We start from the raw sequence: 2,941 nt of genomic DNA, 5'->3' as shown, positions 1-2,941 counted from the left end.
GACAGCGTCTCACCGCCAACCAGGCGACACCACAGGTAAGTTGAAGCGATCACCAGCTACGAAAATCTTGTAAGAGCCTGATTCATGACACTCCCGGGCCGTGTGGTAGGGCGGGGCTGTGATGGTAGGGGGTCGGTGGAAGGACGGGGCGGGCTGGGGGACAGGTATCCCGGTGGCCCGCTCACACCGGGGTGAGGCCCGCGCGCATGGCTGGGTCTCTCCTGTGGCCTGCATCGCCTTGAGTCGGTGAGTGAACTCCGCGACGAGGTGCCGGTAGGGACCCGGCCTGATGGTGTCGTCGGGGCCCTTCTTCGGGGAGAAGGCGGTACGGGTGACGCCGGCTTCGGCAGCCGGGGTCTTGAGATCGCACCGGCCGCCCTCTGGTACCTCGCCGCGAAGAAGTCGGTCCATGGCCGAGCGGATCGCGTGCTCGTTGCGGGAGCGGGTCTGTTCGGTGATCCGGGCCATCTCACACCCGTTCTTGTCGGCGGTGTCCATGGCTTCCACGACGCGCATCTCGCGGTCGAGTTCCTGCTGCAGCCGGGTCTTCTCCACTTGCTGGCTGCGGCCGATCATGGCGATGGACGCCTTCGTGTTCTCGGCGCTGGTGGCCTGGAGGGGCCGGTGGCAGGGGTGGTGGGCATCCGGCGGGCCTTGTGGTCCTGCCAGACCTGCCAGGTGAGGTCCCTGTCGCGTTCGGCCTCCAGCTTGCCGGCCTCGGCGAGGAGGGATGCCTGGGCGCCGCCGGGGCCGGCTCATAGTGGAGTCGGGTACGGGAACTGTCCGAATGCCATGTCGGTGCGACCAGCTGGGGCCGGTCACCCATGGCACTTGAGCTTGATCAGCAGGACATCGTCCGCAAGGGCGTCCAGGTACCCGCCGATGTCGTGTTGGTAGCGCCACCCATTCTCCAGGTGAGGGCAGGTACCCCGGTCCTTGCAGATCCCGTGGACGGGCGAATCTCCGTCCTCGATCCACCAGCCGTCGAGCGTGAGAAGGTCGGGTTGCTGGATGCGGGTGGTCACCCGGCGCACGAAGTCCGCCCGGTCACCGTCGAGTGCGGCGACAAGGCCGATCTGGTTGTGCAGCCACAAGATGTCTCCGAGCTCCGGGATCTGACTGAGCGGATCCGCGACGAACGCCTGAAGCAGCGGCTGTGTCGTGAAGTCGGCCCACATCCGCTCCGTCGGATAGCCCTGCGGATCCTCGCGGTGACGGGCGCGAGGTGTCGACCACGGCAATATCGGCGGATGCTCGGGGGCGAGGCGGTGCCACAGATCCCACGGATCACCCGCTCGGGCTCGGACGGTCGCCATCCGCTTCGAGAGTGCGCGGAAGTCGGTCAAGTCCAGCAGCCCCCGTGGCCCGCCGGCGCACATCCCGGGCAGGCTTGGAAGCGGCGTGCCATCGCTGCGCGGGTCGTCGTGGATCAGCTGCGTGCTGTCGTGGAACCCGGGGCGTGCCGAGAATCCGCTGCCGTCACTGCCTCCCCGGATCGACCACCAGTCCCAGATAGACCGCCACGGCGGGTTGGCGTACATCTCGAACGGTGCCATCGCCTGCCCGAGTGCCGTGACGAGGTCATCCCGCGCAGCCGCGGGCAGACAGGCCACGATCCGGATTCCCGCCATAGCCGCCCCCGTATCCCACGCTCGACCAGTCCGTGCCTGACCGTATCGGGCTGATCCAGCCCGATGCGAGGACGTTTTCCGGGAAGTGATCGTTTCAGCGGTGGGACGCGATTCTCAGCATGATGCTTCGTTGAAGGCAGGCCCCAGACCCAAAGGTGCTGTTCATGAGGAGTCATGTGCCACTTCCGCTCGGGTCGGGCCATCTGTTCCGCCGGCTGACGTCTGCGGCGTAGGCGGCTCCGTGGGTTCATGCTGCCTGCGGTGCCCGATGCCGTTTGGGTGTTCAACGCGGTGTACGAACACGAGTAGGGGTCGGTCGGGGTGTCGTACCACGAGTACCGCCGGGCGTGTGTGGCGGGCGGGAGCATTCAGCCCGCCGCGTTGGCGGGTATCGATCTTGAAGCGGGTATCGTCACGGGTGGCGGGCTGGGCCGTGCCGAGCACCCGGGCCGCGGTTGGCGGCGGCTGCGTTGGGCGGAACTCGCCGGGCGCATCGGCGATCCGGTGGTGCCCGACGGGCGGCTGCCCTTCCACCGCTGTTTTCCCTCGGTCAAGAAGGAGGGGAGTTGGCCGCTGGGTATCGTTCCGCCCACGGAGGGGAGCGTGGACCGTGGGACCTGGGACCGGCTGATCGCCGTCCTCACCGAGTACAGCCCTGCGGGTCCGGGCACTCCCTGCCTGGCCTACTACAACCCGCTGATGGTCACGGCCGTCGACTTCGGCGACCTCCGTGTGCGGGCTGGCCGCCTTGGCGATGCCGTGATTGTCTACGACAACCCGGAGGCCGGCTTCAGCCCGTCCAACCTGTGGGCGGAGGACCGCTCATGGGTCCTGTGCACCGACTACGACCTGTGGGGCACCAAGGTCGCCGGGCCCCCGGCTCTCGTCGAAGCGCTGCTGAACGACCCCGGGATCGAGGCGGTACGACTGTCCTGGGCGTCCTGATGACGTGCCACCCCGCGCCCGATCGAACCGAAGCGCGAGCGCTTTCACGTGTACCCGGCTGAACATTCACCTGTAGGCCGACGCCTGGGTCCGACGCCCGGTCCTGGCCGTCCTGGGGCTGCCGTGCCGTGCCTGCTCCGGCACCCCGTCCCGCGGTGCCGGCTCTGTCACCCGGGTCCGACGTCCGGTCCTGGCCGTCCTGGGGCTGCCGTGCCGTGCCGGCTTCGGCGCCCCGTCCCGCGGTGCCGGCTCTGACGCCCGGGCCCGACGCCCGGGCCCGGCCGCCCCGGGCCGGGCCTGGCCGGGTCTGGCCGGGCCGGTTCAGCCGACCGCGCGCTTCACCAGCTCGGCGATCCGTTCCTCCA

At 68.9% G+C, this 2,941-nt stretch carries 3 protein-coding genes; 1 reads left to right on the top strand and 2 read right to left on the bottom strand.

The features are described 5' to 3' along the window. Positions 1–9: 9 nt before the first annotated feature. Together ACFWP2_RS39540 and ACFWP2_RS39535 are read right to left on the bottom strand one after the other, a co-directional pair. On the bottom strand, positions 10–576 hold the full coding sequence (locus tag ACFWP2_RS39540) for a hypothetical protein (RefSeq protein WP_380460965.1): 567 nt from the start codon (positions 574–576) through the stop codon (positions 10–12). 242 nt (positions 577–818) lie between these two features. Next, positions 819–1,631 carry a hypothetical protein gene (locus ACFWP2_RS39535; RefSeq protein ID WP_380460963.1) on the bottom strand — a complete coding sequence of 271 codons (813 nt, stop codon included), beginning with the start codon at positions 1,629–1,631 and terminating at the stop codon, positions 819–821. 321 nt (positions 1,632–1,952) lie between these two features. On the opposite strand from ACFWP2_RS39535, the gene ACFWP2_RS39530 reads away from it, so the two are divergent. Next, positions 1,953–2,576 (top strand): hypothetical protein, encoded by a 624-nt coding sequence (locus ACFWP2_RS39530; RefSeq protein WP_380460961.1) that lies wholly within the window; start codon positions 1,953–1,955, stop codon positions 2,574–2,576. Positions 2,577–2,941 lie beyond the last annotated feature (365 nt).

Source organism: Kitasatospora sp. NPDC058444 (genome assembly GCF_042721415.1).
Lineage (GTDB): Bacteria > Actinomycetota > Actinomycetes > Streptomycetales > Streptomycetaceae > Kitasatospora.
The sequence above is the reverse complement of the archived record's forward strand: the minus strand, read 5'-3'. Positions and strand labels throughout refer to the sequence as shown.

Excerpts from the sequence above, each read along its gene's own strand:
- ACFWP2_RS39540 (WP_380460965.1), bottom strand. The coding sequence starts at position 576 with ATGATCGGCCGCAGCCAGCAAGTGGAGAAGACCCGGCTGCAGCAGGAA.
- ACFWP2_RS39535 (WP_380460963.1), bottom strand. The coding sequence starts at position 1,631 with ATGGCGGGAATCCGGATCGTGGCCTGTCTGCCCGCGGCTGCGCGGGAT.